Below are 17,631 nucleotides of genomic sequence, written 5' to 3' on the forward strand. Positions count from 1 at the left end.
GTGGAGAGAGTGAACAGAGAAACAATCTGTGTAATTAATTATGCTTAAGTACTTATCGGTTATCAGTTATCACTGTTTACTATTAAGACCTGTTTTTTGCTATCTTTACCATAAACTAAGCTGATTGGGGAGATTGTCAAGGTTATTCCAAGGTAGAGGCGGAACTACTAGACCACTCTGTTCTAACAAGTGTTGAAAGTAACGCGCTGTGCTAGGCGATCGCTCTTCTAAAGGACAATGAATAAATAAATAGATTTGCGTTCCTGTCTGTAACCACTGTTGAATCTGTGTTACCCACTCTTCCATAAAAGGCTGATTCACAGGTAAATCTGGATGAGAAATAAACCGAATCAAGCTGAAAGGTGCTGTGATACTAAATTGTACTGGTACTTTCGGTTTGCGACGTTCCGATTTTAACTGGGGGTCATCATTTCCAATATAAATCGGACGCGAGTCTAATATTACCCGTCCCACACCTAAGTTTTCTAAGAGTGCTGTCAAATTACTAATATGAGGTTCACTAAACCAATCACGATGCCTAACTTCTAGTGCTAGTGGTACTTCTTGACGTGGCCAAGCTTCCAAAAAGGCAGTCAAATCTTCCAGTAATACAGGGGTATAACTAGGCGGTAATTGAGCAAATATGGGGCCTAGATGTTCACCCAAAGGGCACATCACTTCTAAAAATTTTAAAGCAGCAGGAATATGAGGCTGTAATAATCCCTTATGGGTGATATCCCGTGACAATTTTAGGCAAAATTTAAACTCTGGTGGTGTTTCAGATGCCCAACGAGTGATAGTTTCTTGGTTAGGTACTGCGTAAAAAGTGGTATTACCTTCAACTGTAGTGAAGCGGCGGCTGTAGAGACAGAGAAATTCGGTAGCACGAGTCCCTTGGGGATAAAGTTCACCTACCCAACCTTTATATGCCCAAACTGCACATCCGATAAAAAAGTTCACAAGCATCTACATAAAAAATTCAGTGAGCAACTCAAAGTATTAAACAGCTTTGATGTCTCATCCTCAATTGTACAGTTCGATAAGTTAGTAGTAAGGACTTTAGTCTTTTTATTATTTTTAGTGGAGCATTATTTGGAGAAAATCAGTTCTAGTAGTACTTCTAGAAGTTTAAAGTGTAGATTGGTAGCTGAACGAACATACTTAAGGATATTGTCAATGGTTGCCCAAATCCAAGAATTAGGTGCTGAAAAATGGGTGAAAACTCGTTCTTCTCTTGATTCTACCCAATCCACATTTTTGATTTGGACGGGTAAAATTTACAGCTTTATCCCCGGTGAAAAAAGACAACTCCTCTTTAGAATGGTGGGATTAAGCGTTAGTAGGTGCATTCTTATAGAAGAAGGTAGCTGGAATTTTACTTCTAGGGAACTGACTTACTACCTTGACCCACAGACAAATAAGACTCTGCAAAAATGGGAAAATCCTTGGACAGGCGAGACATTACCAGTATTACACGTTGCCAATAATCCTGTGCAAGGTAAATTTGGAGGTAAATTTCCTGCACAAGTAGAAGGAGATGCCACAACTTTTGTTTTTGATATTTTTCCTACTTACCCTAATCCCTTAGCAGAAGATCCAAAATTTGCTGCTTACAGTCCATTTCCAACTTATCAAGCAGCAGAATTATTTAAACTCACAGTCCCAACCGCAGATTTAAACAACCCCAAAATTTCCTCAGTTTCTCAACTTAAACTTAGTTGGGATAGAATTGGTCAGTGGCTTCCTTGGATGAAAATGGGCGATCGCCCTGGTAATCTAATCTATAGTGCCTTTGGAAGTAAAATCAGCGGTTTAACAGAATTACCCCAGTTTCTTCAAGACGAAATTAATCACCGCATTCCTTTATACAAACAAGCTCCCAAAGCATACATAGAAGAAGGAGAAGATATGACCTCTTGGTTGTACTTCCAAAAGCACTTTCAGGCTTACTTAGCTGGAGAAATCTTTCCCCTTCCCGTAGCGGAGGAATAATATCGTGTCTGGTGAAAGACTTATCATTGAGGCCGCAGGGGGGCAGGGGGCAGGGGAGCAGGGAGCAGGGAGCAGGGAGCAGGGGGCAGGGAGCAGGGGGCAGGGAGCAGGGGGCAGGGAGCAGGGGGCAGGGAGCAGGGGGAAATCGGATAGACGTAACACGCATTTGGCAAAAAACACTAATCCCTAGCCCCTAATCCCTAATCCCTAGCCCCTTTTCTTACTTCGTCTGAAAAATGTTTTGTACCATGACTTTATCTGTGCTTGCAGCCGCTTGATCTAAAGCTGCAATTTCATTAGAGTCTAACTGCCAACCCAAAGCGCCAATATTTTCCTGTGCCTGTTGCACTGATTTAGCTCCAGGTATGGGAATTGTTCCTTTACAAATACACCAATTAATTGCTACTTGTGACATGGTTTTGTTTCTAGATTCTGCCACATCTTGTAAACATGCTAAAAGCGATCGCACTCCTGGTAATAGCTGTCTAAATAATAAACCCCGGATACCTTTAGGAAAAGTGTGTTTCTCGGAATATTTTCCTGTTAATATTCCCAAAGCTAAAGGACTGTAAGCAATTAGTTTAATTCCTAGCTGATCGCAAACATCTTTTAATCCTAGTTGAGTCACAGGATATGTAGATAGTAGGGAATACTGAACTTGCAAAGTCTTAATCGGTACTCCTCGCGCCGCAAATTTTTGATGTACACGTTGCAGTTGTTGAGGGCCGTAATTAGATAGTCCTACTCCCTTAACTTGTCCTTGTTCATACAAATCTGCTAGACCATCCAATAGCCCTACTTCTTGCCAAGGAGCATAATTTGCCGTTGACCAATGCATCTGTACCAAATCTACCTTGCTTCTTAAGCGTTTGGCGGAAGCATGGCAAGCTTTGACCATTGATTGGCGTGTCCATCTCCAAGGGTAAGCAGCAAGTTTAGTAGCAATACAAATATTTTCTTGATTTACGCCTTGATATTCTCTAGAAAATCTTCCTAGAAGTAACTCGCTGCGGCCGTTTAATCTCCCTGTTCCGTAAGAGTCGCCTGTATCAAATAAAGTCACACCGTTACTTACACAAAGGTTAAAGACAGCTTGCAACTGGTCGTCCATGCTTTCTTTATATCCCCACAGCAGTTTGTTTCCCCATGCCCAAGTCCCACAACCCATGCTAGGAAGGGATAATTCGTTAATATGCATATATTTTAACTATAGGCTTTTTGGTAAATTCCCAATAAAATGGGAGGCAATTCTGAGCATTATCCAGTGCATTCACACTATGGCTAATATTTTTACAATAACTTTATTATCTGCTTTTGTATTTGCTAGCACTACTAATTTATTGCTAGTGCAGACAGCCACAGCTCAACCAGTACAGATAAAAAAGCCAACAAATTCAGGAGTACAAATCTACCCTGCAAATAATAAACTATCAGCAAGTCGCTTGATTTCGATTGAAAGTGCGATCAAAAATTCTAGCAATATGCGAATAACAGAAGCAAAACTCACAACCTATTCCGATTTTGCAGCCCAAACAGGATTATATAAATCTTCAATTTCTAATGATCGAATGGTGTGGATAGTAACTGGTTTTGTTGTCGGTGAGTTGAGAATGTCTAGAGGTAGAAGCGTCTGCACTGATAACGCCAAAATTGTGCGGGTAATTGATGCAGAAACTGGCGATGCTTTTGGTAACAGTATTTATTGTCCTCCAAACAACGAGATAAATGTTATGCAAATACCCCAAACACATTAAACTGTATGAGAAAATTGTGAAGCGATCGCAGATTAATTAATGCAAGTCAGACCTGCTACTGTTGATGATGTCTTGTTAATCTTCTCATTTATTCAAAAGAAATCAGAATTTGATCGAAACATTGGTGCATTTTCTGGAGGGTTGCAAGTATCTGAAGAAAAAATCCGCCAGACAATTTTTAAAACAACTCCTTTTGCCCACGTTTTATTTGCACAGTCTTTAGAGCGTGAGATTGGGTTTGCTTTGTATGGATTTAGGTACTCATCATTTGTAGGTCAGCCAAGTATCTGGCTTGATGATTTATATGTTGATCAAAATGCAAGGAGTCAAGGCGCAGGAACAGCATTAATGGCTCGACTCGCTCAAATTGCTAAAGAAAATGATTGTACTCATCTTGCTTGGAATGCTGACGCTCGAAATACCCGTGGACTGAGTTTTTATTATCGCTTGGGTGCAAAAATTACCGAACAGCAAGGTAATCGGTGTTTTTTACGATGGGTTCCGTAGTTGATCATGGCAGAGGGTAAAAAGCAGGAGGTAATACCGTTTCACTTTAAAATTGATACAAATAGGCAGCAGGGGAGCAGGGGGCAGGAGGAAAGAATTAAAGACCAATCATCTGTTTTAAATATTTAATGAAATGGTATAAAAACATTACTTCCTGACATTCGCGCTCTCAAAACGTCCTAATTTATATTTAATTTTTGCAAAAAATTCAGTACATTTCTATTTCTTCTTTCCTGTCCTCTACCCCCTAATTCTCTCTTTAGCTTGTCGCTGCTGGTTTATTGCCATTTCCGTTATTGTTTACACTGTAAACAAATGACGGTTGCTTAGAACTAGAAGTTGACGACTCGCTTTGCTGTCTCCGGCGACGCTGGTTTTTAGGAACTCCTCCAGCCATGCCATACTCCACACTACTTTTGCCATATCGAGTCGCAACTCCCAACAATATATGTTCTGTCATATCTGCTAGTTCGCGCTCTTTTTCTAACATTTCATGATACAACTTATCCAAGTTAGAAAGAGCAGTATTGTATGCATTTTCTTGAGTTCTCATTGCTTCAATTAAAGCTGAAAAGGCAAATAAAGAGAGTCCATTGCCTAAATCTAATTTTGGATCAATTGAATTAATACCAGCGGCACGGCGCACTGATTTTTGTAACACCGGAGAAGTTCTTTTTCTACGAGCCATAGTATACCTTGTAACACAATACGATTAATATTCTTTACTTTAAAAAATTGATCAATCAATCAGCCTGAGAAAATTTCAGCAAATGTAGAATTTCTTTTGCTACATAACAATAGTTTTTCTGAGTGTTAAAATTACTGAAATTAGAAGGTATTTAAGCAAAATAAGCAAGTAAACTGCCGTTTGCTTGCGGAAAATACTAAAATGAATACGCGATCTACCGAAATTAGAAAGTATTTAAACAAAATGAGCAAGCAAACAGCATTTTGTTTGCGGAAAATACTAAAATGAATACGTGATCTACTGAAATTAGAAAGTATTTAAATAAAATGAGCAAGCAAACGGCAGTTTGTTTACGTAAAATACTAAAATGAGAAAGCAAATAGTCCTTTAGACGAAAATCTGGAGCTATATAATTGATAAATAAAAAAATACTACTTTTTGTGATAAAAGGAGATTAATTCAATGACATATATCTCCCCAAAAACACTCAGCCTTGAAAACTTTCTGACTCAATACCGAGACAATCCCCGCTATGAATTGGCAGACGGAGAATTAATTGACATGGAGCCCACTGGCCCTCATGAAACAGTGAGTGGCAAACTTGCAACTCAAATCGGTATCTACCTTGTTGCTGAAAAACTTCCCTGGTTTATTCCTCGTACTTGTTTAATTTACCCTCTCGCAGATACAGTTACAGTTCGTCGTCCTGATGTGGTAGTTCTTGATGAAACCGTTCTTGAGCGTGAACCTCTCTGGGAACGAGAACCCATAATTACTCTAGGGCGCTCAATTAAATTAGTGGTTGAAGTTGTTAGCACTAACTGGGAGACTGATTATGCTCGCAAGGTTGAGGAATATGCGCTTTTAGGTATTCCTGAATATTGGATTGTAGATTATCGAGGATTAGGTGGAGTGGCATTTATTGGTAAACCCAAACAACCTACTTTTACTGTTTGTCAACTAAATGAAGATATCTATACTCAACAACAATATCGACTCAACCAATCAATCAATTCACCACTTTTGCCACATCTGCAACTTTGTCTAAGTGATATTTTACCTCGTTAAACTAATTTCTCACAAAATCGAATCACGACTTCAGTCTTAACTACAAGCATTTTTGATTAGCTCAGTATGATATTATTCGCTCATCATTGCGTAATCTGCGATCGGGTGCATCCCAGTTTTTATTTGACAACAAGAGAATAAGTGTCATTGCGAGGAGGAACGACGAAGCAATCGTATTGACTTGTTTGTAGTCAGAGATTTTGCGATTGCTTCACTCCACTTCGTTACGTTCGCAATGACGTTCAAAAAAGTGGGATGCTCCCTCTGCGATCGCACTTAACCGAGTTTCCATGAAAAATCTAGCTTTAAGTAAGTCGGTGAAATAAAATCAAGCTATGTGAATAAAAGTAAATTAAGATTTAAATTCTTTCTCCCCCTGCCCCCTGCTTTAAATTGGAGTTATTTAGAGGTTTTTTCTGCACCGCCATTTATACCAAGTTTTGAAAATTGACGCTCATGCTTTGCATAGAGTGCGAGGCTGCTGTTAAAGCTCAAACGTCATAATAAACTTACAAGAGCTTGCTAAATCTATCTAAAAAAATAATTCTGTTAACAGTTTGCAGTAAAATTAGTCCTTTAGATAGAGGAGGGCAAAACAGATGGCTCGTGTCATCATTGTGCGTCACGGTCAAAGTACCTATAACACCGAACGGCGTATCCAAGGGCGTACTGATGTGTCTAGATTGACACAAAAAGGTCGTGACGATGCCACTAAAGTAGGCAAAGCCCTCAGTAGTATTTCATTTAATGCAATTTACAGCAGTCCTCTCCAAAGAGCTAAACAGACAGCAGATATTATCCATAGTCAGTTAGAAATTGATTCTGCACAGTCGCCTATTCCCCAAGTTTCGGATAATTTACTAGAAATTGACCTGCCTTTATGGGCAGAAATGCTCTCTGCTGATGTTAAACAGAAATTTGCCGAAGACTACCGCACCTGGAAAGAACGTCCTCACGAATTGCGGATGTTAATTAATGATGCTGAAGGAAAAAAAGAACATTTCCCTGTACTCGTTTTGTATGCACAGGCGCAGCAATTTTGGCAAGAAACTTTATCTCGTCATCATGGCGAAACCATTCTGATAGTTGGGCATAACGGTATTAATCGCGCTTTGATTAGTACAGCGTTAGGTATTTCCCCAAGTCGCTACCATTGCATACAGCAATCTAACTGTGGAATCACTGTCTTAAATTTTGCTGGGGGATTAACACAAGCAGTTCAACTAGAGTCGATGAATCAAACGCAACACATGGGAGATATCCTACCCTCGTTGCGGCCAGATCATCAAGGTGTGCGATTATTGTTGGTGCGTCATGGAGAAACTGAGTGGAATCGTCAGACTAGATTTCAAGGTCAAATTGACGTTCCTCTCAACGAGAATGGCCGCAAACAAGCACAAAAAGCAAGTGAATTTCTGCAAAATTTACCAATTGATTTTGCCGTTAGTAGTACAATGCTGCGTCCTAAAGAAACAGCAGAGATTATCTTAAGTCATCATCCTAGTGTAAAGTTGGAATTACAAGATGGTTTGAGAGAAATCAGTCACGGACTTTGGGAAGGAAAATTAGAAGCAGAAATAGAACAAGAATTTCCCGGAGAGTTAGAGCGCTGGCGAACACAGCCAGGAGCAGTACAAATGCCTGAAGGAGAAAATTTGCAGCAAGTGTGGGAGCGTAGTGTGGAAACTTGGCAGTTGATTGTGCAAACAGCATTAGCAAATCAACTCAAAACCGGATTGATAGTAGCTCACGATGCTACAAATAAAACTTTACTGTGTCATGTTTTAGGTTTGTCAACAGAAAATTTCTGGAATTTCCGTCAGGGTAATGGTGCAGTCAGTGTGATTGATTACCCCTGTGGATTAAATGGTTTACCAGTACTGCAAGCAATGAATATCACCAGTCATTTGAGTGGAGGTGTATTAGATAAAACGGCAGCTGGGGCATTATAAATACGGTTATGGTTGAATTGCTACAACAAGTACGGGTAATTGATCCAATTTCTGGAACTGACAAATTAGCTGATGTGCTAATTTCTGATGGGATTATTCAAGCCGTCGCCGCGCACATTTCCCAAATCAGTCCTGATACTCAAATTAGAAATTGTCAGGGATTAGTTCTTGGTTCTGGATTAGTAGATTTGTATAGTCACTCCGGCGAACCAGGGTTTGAAGAACGAGAAACATTGTTATCTTTGTTACAAGCTGCGGCAACTGGAGGCTTTACCAGAGTTGGCATTTTACCCGATACATCTCCGTCCATTGATCACCCGGCACTTGTAGCACAGTTGCAAAAACAGAGAATAGTAGGGGAGAGCTTATATGCTGCTCCCCTACTTCATATTTGGGGTGCTATCACCTTAGATGTGGCTGGAAAGCAGATGACGGAGTTAGCAGATTTAGCTGCGGCTGGAGTTGTCGGTTTTAGTGATGGTAAACCTTGGGAAAATTTAGGGTTGGTGCGACGGGTACTAGAATATCTCCAACCTTTAGAGGTACCAGTAGCATTTTGGCCTTGCGATCGCCAACTCATTGCTAATGGAGTCATGCGAGAAGGCACAGATGCGTTACGGTTCGGTTTACCACCCATACCCGCCAGTGCTGAAACTACCGCGATCGCAGCTTTGTTAGAGTTAGTCGTCGCTATAGGTACGCCAGTACATATTATGCGTGTTTCCACCGCTCGTAGTGTGGAATTAATCGCTTCAGCCAAGGCTGCTGGTTTACCAATTACCGCCAGTACTACTTGGATGCATTTATTGTTGGATACAAAAGCTGTTAAAAGTTACAACACCAGCTTACATTTAGATCCGCCCTTAGGTAATTCCAGTGATGTCAAAGCATTGCGTGAAGCTGTACGGACTGGGGTTATAGATGCGATCGCCATTGACCATGCACCTTATACTTATGAAGAAAAAGTCCAAGCTTTTGCCGAAGCACCCCCAGGAGCAATTGGTTTAGAGTTAGCATTACCTCTTTTATGGCAAAATCTCGTAGCCACAGAAGAATTTACAGCTTTAGAATTATGGCAAGCTCTAAGTACTAACCCAGCCAAGTGCTTACAACAGAAAACAAGTGCGATCGCAGCTAATCAACCCGCCGAATTGACTTTATTTGATCCTCAAGTTAACTGGAAAGTGGAAAGAAAAAATCTTTATACGCTTTCTAGTAATACACCTTGGCTAGGACAAGAATTAAAAGGTCGTGTTGTGCGAATTTGGTGTTAGTTCTAAAATTGCCAATTCAGTTGTACACCGATGATATCCACTTCGCTGGCAAATTTCCCCTTCAGTGTCCCCGTAGTGGAGCCAGACTGATTAATAGGGCTATCTTCAGCAAAAACATGAGTGTAACCTACATCAAAACTCAGTGATTTAGAAGGCTGGTAACTAGCTCCAATTCCTACCAAGGTGCGATCGCCACCAGGCAATCGGGCAGTAACAAATTCATCACTAATCGGGCTAGGATCGTAAGTAACACCAGTTCGTAGTGTTAGACGATCGTTCACAGCGTAGTTTACCCCAAGCCCAAAACGGTAGGTATCATCCCAATTTTCTGGCTGTACACTATCTGCTTGGGCTGGGTTGTCAAACTTAACTCGTAATTCTTGAAATCGGCTCCAGTGTGTCCAGGTTACATCACCAACTAGGGAAACACGGGGGTTAAGTTCTTGGTAAATAGCTAAAGAAAGTGTATCTGGGAGTTTCACAACAGCGCTAGCACCTGTATCTGTAAACTGTCCTCTTGCTGTTAGCGCCCTCGCACTTGCTGGTACTGTAAAGTCTGCATTTCCCCTAATATCTTGAGTAATTGGAGAACGGTAACTTAAACCAATACGGGTACTTTTGCTCGGTTCATACATTACCCCCAAGTTATAACCCACACTCCAATCAGAGCCAGTGACTTTCACAAAACCATCTGCTTGTTGAGGTTGGGTAGGTAAGCCAACACTCCGACCAATTAAACCAAAGTCGATGGCATTAGAAAGCGTTGCCTCGGCATATTGTACATTTAGACCCGCGCCTACAGAAAAGTTATCAGATAATTTAGCCGCTAAGGTCGGGTTAATATTAATAGTAGCTAGCTTCGACTCCACCGCTTGGTAACGCCCAACCCAATCACGATTGTATGTAGTAGCCAACCCAAAAGGAACATTGATGCCAATACCAGCTTTTACCGTATCAGAAAGACTCCAAGCAGCGTAAAAGTTAGGCACAGCAATATCAACACCTGCCTCACCTCCATTCCCACCTGACAATGGCGCACCTGTAGCCACCGTAGAGCCTTGGTTTTGAAAACTCACAGTGGGGAAAATTACATAGCCAGCCCCAACAATAGAATCGTCTGTTAAACGAGTTAACCCGGCAGGATTAAAAAAAATGGTACTAGCATCATCAGCGGTAGCTGCACTCCCGGCGAAAGCGTTTCCCAGTCCTTTTACACTTTGTTCATTCAGTGCAAATCCTCCAGCTAATACTAAGTTTGGCATAGTACCTACTGTCAATACCGTTAGTATTGGTATCAGCGATAAGTTAATCCGTAATTGCTTCATCTGACGTTTTTAAAACCTGATCTTATGCTTGTGTTTTAAGTGGTTATACTTATTTTCTCCGAAGATGTGCTTAATACATAGTCATTGAAGCAATTAGATGGGTATTAATGGTATGGGACTTTAAAATCAGGACTTACGCAAGCCCAAATCGTCATTGCGACCGGAACGAAGTGTAGGGAAGCAATCGCAGGATTTTTGCGATTACGTCGCTATCGCTTGTAATGACGAAATTGCGTTAGTTTTGCGTAAGTCCTAAAAATAAAAAAATATCCCAAAACTAACGCAAAAACCTCCTGTATTTGTCCTCTCTCTGTGTTCTTTGTGCGGCAGTCGCTCATGGGGGAAACCACGCCAGTTTCTTCAACGGGGGGAACCCCCGCAACGGACTGGCTCCCCAAGACCGCGCTGCCTTGCCTCTGTGGTTTATTCATTTGGATAATTTATTTCTTAGAAATCTCTGTTCCTGAAAAAATAATTAACCACACCCCAAATATGACTTCGAGATGTGGCTGAATTACGGGGGTTTTATGTTTCTAATGATGATTTAAATTGCAGGTGCGCTTTTCGTCATTCCTCAAGCAGGAATAAACTCCATCGCTACACCATTCATGCAATAGCGTTTACCTGTGGGTGCAGGGCCATCGTCAAACACATGTCCTAAATGTCCACCGCAACGATGACAATGCACTTCAGTTCTGGTCATAAACAACGACTTGTCTACAGTAGTGTCAATTGCCCCTACAATTGGTTGGAAAAAACTCGGCCAGCCAGTGCCACTATTAAATTTGGTGTCAGATGTAAATAGTGGTAATTCACAGGCTGCACACACAAAAGTACCTTTGTTATATTCCTTATCCAATGGACTACTAAAAGCACGTTCTGTACCGTGTTTCCGCAAAACCTTAAATTGTTCTGGCGTTAGAATTGTGCGCCATTCTTCCTCAGGTTTAGTAACTTCAAATTCAGTGTTAGATGCTGCCATAATTTTTGACCTTTGATTGTTGCTGATATATTGTGATAACAAAGCTGTGCCAACTAATGCTGCGCTAGCTTCTAAAAAATAGCGTTTGTTCATATATCTATTATTACAAAATCGTAATACTCCTCTCGAAGTTTCGTAGGTAGAGGAAACCTCACAATCTCAAGTAACTTTGTTAAACAAAAGCCAAGTCAGATTCTATCTCTTCTTCAGGCTCAAAGCCATTAGCTAGCTGCTCAATTGCTTTATCTATCAAATCTAAGCCTTGTTGTACTGTTTCAATTAAACTCAATTGTCCACGTAATTCGGCAGCACCGACAAAACCTTTTGCGTACCAAGTCATGTGTTTGCGGGCTTGACGTACACCGCGATCGCCTTTATATTCCCATAAAGCTTGTAAATGATCTCTAGCACATTCCAACCGCTGAATCGGAGTTGGTGGCTGTAATATTTCTCCTGTTTTCAAAAAGTGGTCAATTTCTCCCACCAAAAAAGGATAACCCAAAGTCCCACGAGAACACATCACGCCATCAGCACCAGTTTGTTCTAAACATTTCACAGCTGCTGCAACCGAAAAAATATCCCCATTACCAATTACTGGAATAGAAAGCACTTCCTTGACGCGGCCAATCCATTCCCAACGGGCGTTACCATTGTACCCTTGAGCCCGGGTACGCCCGTGTATTGTAATCATTTTTGCCCCAGCATTTTCCATGCGCTTGGCAAAGTCAAGAATAGTAATTTCCTTGTCATTCCAGCCAATACGGGTTTTGACTGTTACTGGCACATCAACAGCTTTTACTACTTCTTTGACAATAGCCTCGGCTATTTCTGGTTGACGCAACAACGAAGAACCACCACCATTTTTAGTAATTTTGTTTACCGGACACCCCATATTGATATCAACCGTATCAGCACCTTCTGCAACGGCCTTGACTGCTGCTTCTGCCAAAAAATCGGGGCGACAATCAAACAATTGAATGCTGATTGGTCGTTCCTTGGGATCTACCTCCATAATTTTTGGTAATTGCTTCACATAGTGTAAACCCGTAGCATTTACCATTTCTGTATACATCATCGAGTCTGGTGCATAACGACGCACCAAGCGGCGAAACACCATATCTGTAACACCTGATAAGGGTGACTGAAGAACTCGGCTTTTTACTTCAAATGAGCCAATTTTCAGGGGTTGGGAGAGTTTAGCTTGGAGAATAGGAGACAGTGAAATCATAGAAATAATTCAATAATAAAAATTGTCAGTGCTGGAGACAGTTAAAAATATTTACAGTTATTGCTTAATATAATTAAGTTTGTAGTAAGGACTTAAGTCCTCTTGACGAGACGCTACACAGTAGACGCAGTTATGTCAACGGAACTTTACAATAAAGCACTAAAGTTCTTACCTACAAAATCAATCACAATAGTTTTACATTAGCTTCATATAATTGAATTTATGCCAACTTACTGAGTTTGGACTTTGAAGTTATTTTTGCATTTGTTGTTGAACTTCTTCTAAATTCAAATCTAACTCTTTGCTTATTTCTTCTGAGCCTAATCCCAGTCTCATTAGCAAAGGTATCATTCTCAACTTTGCTTGACGTGCGCCCTCTTCTTTTCCTTGCTGTCTTCCCTCTTCTTTTCCTTCTTGGTAAACTCGTGTTTGCTTTAAATCGCTTAATCCAAACATACTTTCAATCTCCTTTCGACTCATTGTGGGAAACTTATAAACTAAAATTGTCTCTATTAACTCTAATAACTGTTTCCTTTGAGATTCTGTGTTAATCTCTTGCTGGGTTCTGTCTATTAATACCCTAGCAACCGTAACTGCTGTATTTTCATCTTCAACAATTAATTTAATAGTAGCAATTCCAATTGGCAATGATGCAGTTTCACCTAATTCATCAAGATAGATACGGCTAACACGCTGGCTAGTAAAAAATTCGCTGTAATTATTTATATTTGATGTATCTAAACTGCGAGTAGGATAAATAACTATTCCTTGCCACGGGTTTTTAGGTTTATTTCGGTGCAGGTATAAAAATATTTCTGAAAACAGACGCGAATAAATTTCTGTATCTGTTTGAAATTGGACTTCCACAAAGTAAATTGGATTTTGTTCACTTTGTGTCGGCAGAAAAACGCCGTCTATGCGGAATGCAGTTTGCTTAATCTCGATTGAGGAGAATTTGTAAGACTCTGTAGTTGGGGATGGATTACCAATTAATTCAAAAAATATGCCAGGAAACTCTTGAAAAAGGCAATAAAAGATGCTGTCTGTTTTCACGCTCGGTGCATTACTGAAAAATTGCGCCTTTGTGATTGTACCGTGTAGGGGATTCAGGAGAAAAACCCATACTGATTGAAAAAGCGATGTTTAAAACTTCATTATTAGTACTGGAGTACTATAAACCATCTTGACTGAATAACCGCAATTTAACTGAATTATCAGGGCGATCGCGCCTTTTGTGGCCTGTTTGTTCACTCTAGTAAGTTACTAAGCTCCGAGCATTGGGCGTTGGGCATAATCTCCATTTCGTCACCTGGCGGGAATAATGATTTCGTTCTCCAGAATCTCCAGATACGGAAAACCAGGATGGCTTGTTAGCCTATTTCGGTAAGGGCATTCAAAATCACAGTCCTCAGTGCCAATCAGTGGGCATCCCTCACCAGAAATAAACCCGCAATCAAATTCATCGTCTTCAAATTCGTCTTCAAATTCGTCTTCACAATAGTCATATTCATCCCAATTGAATTTTGTCATTAGTCAAAATTCCCTTTTTGTCACATTCACAACGGAACCCCACTTTATTAGTGGGGTTTAGCATCAGGTATTTACGATCGCGCTGTGGCGATCGCGTCTACAAATAGATTAAATAGCAGGTTAGCCACCTTAGCCATCAATTTACCTTGCAGATGTTTACCATTGAGCAATTGTCTCCCCGACTCATCAGTAAAGTCTTTGAGCTTAGTACGGTAATCGAGCATGGCGGCGGCGGTGTTGCTATCAGGTAGCTTTTCTGTTTCTACTTGGCACAGAACATACTGCCAAAAGGACATTCGACACAAAGCTGAACCGCTGGTGACTTCTACTAAATCATCACCAGACTGTTCTAAAATCGTTCCCATACCAAGGCGCATTTTAAAAGCATCCCGGCTACGATTACGTTTGACTCGTTTAACATCGCCAGGGGAACGTTTGACGATCGTGTGACTATCACGGCGAATTTTCTCAACCCGCTTTACCTCTCTGACCTCATACTCAATTAGTGGTTTGCCATTGACTAGAAATGCTTCAAACGGATAGATCCGACTTAGCAACCGCGCACGAACTCGCAAACCAAAGCCAAACTGACTAAAAATTTGGTTATAGATTTTGAAACAGTCCTCAGCTAATAGCTGTTGAATTACAGTTTCAATGCGTTGTTCTTCCAAAGCAATGTCACACAACCAATCAGCATGAGTTCTAAGTATGGTGTCAATAGTAATACCGTAATGCTTGGCAGCTGATAATTCATATTTGTTATTCATCATCTTCCAAGCTTGCGGCGATACCTCCAGTTGACGTTCAGCTAACCATCCCCAAAGCGGCGGCACATTACCAACTTTGGTACTTCTAGATTTGACATGAGCAACTTCTGGAAACTGCCAAGCAAGTAATTGTCGAGCGTAGTTGATAATTGGGTTTTGTACCCGGTTGAGATGTTCCAGTTGTTGGCACAGTTCTCGTAGTTGGTCAATTTGTTCCGGGCGGTGCATGAGAAAGTATTTGAGGTTGAGTTCTCCGTCAATGGTGTGGTGTTCCCCATCAAGGGGATATGCAGCCATCGCCAAAGCATCAGCAGCATCACTTTTATTTGGCAGATTTTTACCGCCACGGTAACGGCGTAACTCTATGTGACCCACCCACAAGATGTTTATGCCTAAACTTTCAATTATCTTTGACCACAGTCGAGAATAATGATTGCCAGTTGGCTCCAAAATAGCAATATCAGGCTTGTGTTCTTTAAGAAAGTTAGCAAAATCAAAAGCACTTTTCTGTTTCTTTTTTGGGTCAGGATTACTGTAAAAAACTGGATATAAACTTGATGATTTATTTCTAGTTTTTTCCCAATATGCTTTTAAACCTCCTTTTGGATAGCATGATAAAATATGAATTGTGACACTAGATTTAGAGACATCAATCCCGATAACTTTTAATTCAATTGTCATGGTTCAGCTAACAATTTAAGGGTGCAATAACAGTGAGGCAACACTGTTTAAGTTGTGTGTTAAAAACCCAGCTTTGAGCGCACGAATCACCCTAACGCCCCACATCAATCAAGCAGGGGCGCGATTCACTCCTAAACGAACTGGGGAACCTATTACACTTGGGATGCTGCGCTTGAACAAACAAACGCCTCACTGTTGGGGCGCATTTCTCAGTCAACGCCGCATTCCTAATGTGTAATGGTGCGAACTGCTTTGGACACAATCCGCGACGGTAGGCATTGCCTACCGTTTCGGCTACTGTGTCAGGTAGCCTCATCAGGCGGTTTCATCGTCGTGAGTAACTAAATCGTTATCAATTATTTCTATTAGCCTATCTGAGGCTATCTCAAGAGATAATTTGATTTCCTTGTCAATTTCAGCAGTTGAATGTTCGCTGTTTTTCATAATTTTTAAAGCTTCATCAATTCTTGCTTTAATGCCATGTAATAAACGCCAAGTTCCGTAATAATCCCAACTTGGATCTGGTTGAGGAATGTTTGATAAATCTTCGTTATTCATAAATTTCCGAGTCTTCAAAATCGTCGTCATCACCAACTAATGACCATTCGTTATTGGGGTCAATTTGATTGAGAACATCAACAGTTGCACGACCGCTGAGAACATCAAAAACGGAGTAGCCACCAGCCGCGATCGCTTGCTCAATTTGGCGCATTTTGAAACGTTGTTCTAGTTCTGGAGTGCGTAGCCTGGGGTCGATGTCATCAATACTGTTGATTGGTGGCGCTTGCTCGTCACCCTCGATCCAGCGGTCATGCTGGCTGTTATAAAATTCTCGCCAAGCCCTAGCTGATGGTGGCTGTGGTGCAGTTTCAAAAAAATCAGCGATTTCCTTGCTACGCTGGAAACCTTCAGCCTCGCACTCCATAGATTCAACCCAACCGGAGGCCATAGCAAAACCTCCTTGAAAAACTGCCTCCTCCATGACTTCGGTGACATCGCCATTTCGACGGGTGGCAATTAATTGGGCTAGAGCGTTGGCTTGATTTGGCTCAAGGCGCTCAAAATCTATAATCCACAATGCAACCTGTTCATTATTGATGGTGACTCGCTCCAGGGGGAACGGGTCACGCATGGGAATCATGCCATTAGGGAACAGGTCTAATACTGGCTCGTAAGGACTGCCGGGCTTGAGTCTTACCCAGGTATCATGTTTAGTCATGTTTTTAAAAATTACTTATTTTTACTTGGTAGTTGAATCGGTTTACAAAGGCGATCGCGTTTCCCATTGGCGCGATCGCCTTTGGCTTTGCTATCCTTGAACTTCCTGGGGTTGCCTGTCGAAAAGCACTTGATAGCTCCCCCCTCCCTGACGCAAGAGGCTAGCGTAAGCATCGGCATCGCTGCGAGTACGCAAACGGGCAACGCAGACATTCTCACCGCCGGGCGTATATTGAAAAATCGCCCACGGTCTAATTCCATCGCGGTAATTATTCATTAGTAAATTTCCTTCTCAAAAAAGCACCAGCGCGAACTGTACCAGCAGCATGGCGCTGGTGTGCTTACCTATAAATTCAAAAAAACGTCACAACAAATTTACTCAAATCTCATTGCTTCATAGGCATAACCTCCAATGAACGTTACAGAGAGACGCGACGGTTTGGTGAGGGAGGAAACCGCCAGTGGGTGTGCTGGCGACTAATGATTTCAAGTGCATAGATGTTGGTAATGATTTGCGTCTAAATTTATACCTCCATATATAGGACATGACTGTACAGGCGCTTTGGTGAAGCGCAAGCGCCGGGAAGGCTAGCTCCGATGATTAGATAGCCAGCTCCGATGATTGAGGGTGAAACCGCGCCGGGGGAACTAAGCCAAATGGCGCG

General features: G+C 41.3%; 19 protein-coding genes. 7 read left to right on the forward strand and 12 right to left on the reverse strand.

From position 1 onward, the window contains the following. Positions 1-105: 105 nt before the first annotated feature. A complete protein-coding gene (locus QI031_RS23750; protein ID WP_281482063.1) occupies positions 106-960 on the reverse strand; it encodes a DUF72 domain-containing protein in 855 nt (284 codons plus the stop codon). A gap of 216 nt (positions 961-1,176) precedes the next feature. Here QI031_RS23750 and QI031_RS23755 point away from each other — a divergent pair, with 216 nt between their 5' ends. After that, positions 1,177-1,992: a DUF1838 domain-containing protein gene (locus tag QI031_RS23755; protein WP_281482064.1), complete on the forward strand. Its 816-nt coding sequence runs from the start codon at positions 1,177-1,179 to the stop codon at positions 1,990-1,992. A gap of 220 nt (positions 1,993-2,212) precedes the next feature. Here QI031_RS23755 and QI031_RS23760 read toward each other — a convergent pair whose 3' ends face one another. Continuing rightward, positions 2,213-3,190 (reverse strand): aldo/keto reductase, encoded by a 978-nt coding sequence (locus QI031_RS23760; RefSeq protein ID WP_281482065.1) that lies wholly within the window; start codon positions 3,188-3,190, stop codon positions 2,213-2,215. 79 nt (positions 3,191-3,269) lie between these two features. Between QI031_RS23760 and QI031_RS23765 the strand changes: the two genes are divergently transcribed. Then, on the forward strand, positions 3,270-3,746 hold the full coding sequence (locus tag QI031_RS23765; protein WP_281482066.1) for a hypothetical protein: 477 nt from the start codon (positions 3,270-3,272) through the stop codon (positions 3,744-3,746). Between the two features lie 39 nt (positions 3,747-3,785). Then, positions 3,786-4,253 (forward strand): GNAT family N-acetyltransferase, encoded by a 468-nt coding sequence (locus QI031_RS23770; protein ID WP_281482067.1) that lies wholly within the window; start codon positions 3,786-3,788, stop codon positions 4,251-4,253. A 259-nt stretch (positions 4,254-4,512) separates the two neighbouring features. Here the strand turns inward: QI031_RS23770 and QI031_RS23775 are convergent, their stop codons facing one another. Beyond that, positions 4,513-4,941, reverse strand: coding sequence for a hypothetical protein (locus QI031_RS23775; protein ID WP_281482068.1), 429 nt, complete (start codon positions 4,939-4,941; stop codon positions 4,513-4,515). Between the two features lie 462 nt (positions 4,942-5,403). Between QI031_RS23775 and QI031_RS23780 the strand changes: the two genes are divergently transcribed. The 3 genes from QI031_RS23780 (at position 5,404) to QI031_RS23790 (ending at position 9,235) form a co-directional block, all read left to right on the forward strand. Next, positions 5,404-6,009, forward strand: a complete 606-nt coding sequence (locus tag QI031_RS23780; RefSeq protein WP_281482069.1) for a Uma2 family endonuclease — start codon at positions 5,404-5,406, stop codon at positions 6,007-6,009. 599 nt (positions 6,010-6,608) lie between these two features. After that, positions 6,609-7,961 (forward strand): histidine phosphatase family protein, encoded by a 1,353-nt coding sequence (locus QI031_RS23785; protein WP_281482070.1) that lies wholly within the window; start codon positions 6,609-6,611, stop codon positions 7,959-7,961. An 8-nt stretch (positions 7,962-7,969) separates the two neighbouring features. Beyond that, entirely contained in the window at positions 7,970-9,235 is a 1,266-nt protein-coding gene (locus tag QI031_RS23790; RefSeq protein ID WP_281482071.1) for a dihydroorotase, read from the forward strand. Between the two features lie 2 nt (positions 9,236-9,237). Here the strand turns inward: QI031_RS23790 and QI031_RS23795 are convergent, their stop codons facing one another. The 6 genes from QI031_RS23795 to QI031_RS23820 form a co-directional block, all read right to left on the reverse strand. After that, positions 9,238-10,560, reverse strand: coding sequence for an OmpP1/FadL family transporter (locus QI031_RS23795; protein ID WP_281482072.1), 1,323 nt, complete (start codon positions 10,558-10,560; stop codon positions 9,238-9,240). 574 nt (positions 10,561-11,134) lie between these two features. Continuing rightward, positions 11,135-11,635, reverse strand: coding sequence for a peptide-methionine (R)-S-oxide reductase MsrB (gene msrB / locus QI031_RS23800; RefSeq protein ID WP_281482073.1), 501 nt, complete (start codon positions 11,633-11,635; stop codon positions 11,135-11,137). Between the two features lie 79 nt (positions 11,636-11,714). Then, positions 11,715-12,770: a tRNA dihydrouridine synthase DusB gene (gene dusB / locus QI031_RS23805; protein ID WP_281482074.1), complete on the reverse strand. Its 1,056-nt coding sequence runs from the start codon at positions 12,768-12,770 to the stop codon at positions 11,715-11,717. Positions 12,771-13,022: 252 nt separating this feature from the next. Next, positions 13,023-13,823, reverse strand: coding sequence for an Rpn family recombination-promoting nuclease/putative transposase (locus tag QI031_RS23810; RefSeq protein ID WP_281482075.1), 801 nt, complete (start codon positions 13,821-13,823; stop codon positions 13,023-13,025). A gap of 252 nt (positions 13,824-14,075) precedes the next feature. Further along, on the reverse strand, positions 14,076-14,300 hold the full coding sequence (locus QI031_RS23815; RefSeq protein ID WP_281482076.1) for a hypothetical protein: 225 nt from the start codon (positions 14,298-14,300) through the stop codon (positions 14,076-14,078). Positions 14,301-14,371: 71 nt separating this feature from the next. Next, positions 14,372-15,748, reverse strand: coding sequence for an IS110 family transposase (locus tag QI031_RS23820; protein ID WP_281482077.1), 1,377 nt, complete (start codon positions 15,746-15,748; stop codon positions 14,372-14,374). 73 nt (positions 15,749-15,821) lie between these two features. Here QI031_RS23820 and QI031_RS23825 point away from each other — a divergent pair, with 73 nt between their 5' ends. After that, on the forward strand, positions 15,822-15,986 hold the full coding sequence (locus QI031_RS23825; RefSeq protein ID WP_281482078.1) for a hypothetical protein: 165 nt from the start codon (positions 15,822-15,824) through the stop codon (positions 15,984-15,986). A gap of 77 nt (positions 15,987-16,063) precedes the next feature. Here the strand turns inward: QI031_RS23825 and QI031_RS23830 are convergent, their stop codons facing one another. The 3 genes from QI031_RS23830 to QI031_RS23840 all read right to left on the reverse strand — a co-directional run bounded on the left by QI031_RS23830 (position 16,064) and on the right by QI031_RS23840 (position 17,243). Next, a complete protein-coding gene (locus QI031_RS23830) occupies positions 16,064-16,306 on the reverse strand; it encodes a hypothetical protein (RefSeq protein ID WP_281482079.1) in 243 nt (80 codons plus the stop codon). Further along, complete coding sequence (locus QI031_RS23835; RefSeq protein ID WP_281482080.1) at positions 16,299-16,967, reverse strand: hypothetical protein; 669 nt, start codon at positions 16,965-16,967, stop codon at positions 16,299-16,301. The genes QI031_RS23830 and QI031_RS23835 overlap by 8 nt, the downstream gene beginning before the upstream one ends. Positions 16,968-17,057: 90 nt before the next feature. Next, positions 17,058-17,243, reverse strand: a complete 186-nt coding sequence (locus QI031_RS23840; protein ID WP_281482081.1) for a hypothetical protein — start codon at positions 17,241-17,243, stop codon at positions 17,058-17,060. Positions 17,244-17,631: the final 388 nt, after the last annotated feature.

Source organism: Halotia branconii CENA392 (assembly GCF_029953635.1).
In the GTDB taxonomy this organism is placed as follows: Bacteria; Cyanobacteriota; Cyanobacteriia; order Cyanobacteriales; family Nostocaceae; genus Halotia; species Halotia branconii.